This window comes from Microbacterium sp. Kw_RZR3 (assembly GCF_029222405.1).
In the GTDB taxonomy this organism is placed as follows: domain Bacteria; phylum Actinomycetota; class Actinomycetes; order Actinomycetales; family Microbacteriaceae; genus Microbacterium.
Map to the genome: position 1 here is coordinate 1 of NZ_JARHXC010000300.1, position 520 is coordinate 520.

Consider the following 520-nt stretch of genomic DNA (forward strand, 5'->3'; position numbering starts at 1 on the left):
TCCCACCCCTGCCGGCGCATCAACGCATGCATCTTCCGTCGCCCGTAGACGCCGTAGTTCTCCGCATGCAACCGCGCGACCTCCGGCACGAGCAGCTCGTCACGCAACCGCCGCGCTGACGGCGTTCGGGCGAGGGCGGCGCGGTAGCCGCGGGAGGTGAGGAACCCCTGGACTGCGGGTTTCAGGACCCGGCAGATGAGCTCGACCCCGTAACGATCCCGGTGTTCGTTGATGAACCGGATCATCTCGGTCAGGGGCGGTCGAGCTCCTTCGCGAAAAACACACTCGCAGCCTTGAGAATCTCATTCGCCTTACGAAGCTCGGCGTTCTCCTTCTGCAGCCGCTTGATCTCCGCCGCCGCTTCCGTTGTCAGCCCGGGTTTGGCGCCCGCGTCGACTTCCGCTTGGCGCTGCCACAGTCGCAGCGTCTCCGGGCTCATCCCCAGCAGGCCTGCGACATGCCGCGCGGCGCTCATCATCGTCGGGTGCGAGGGCCGCGTCTCCGCGAGCATCCTGAGCGC

General features: G+C 67.1%; 2 protein-coding genes. Both read right to left on the reverse strand.

Annotated elements, in window-relative coordinates:
- Positions 1-245 (reverse strand): IS3 family transposase (locus tag P2P98_RS16710; protein WP_345799732.1); only part of this gene is annotated, 245 nt, incomplete at its 3' end.
- 5 nt (positions 246-250) lie between these two features.
- On the reverse strand, positions 251-520 hold a 270-nt coding region (locus P2P98_RS16715), incomplete at its 5' end, for a transposase (protein ID WP_275801387.1).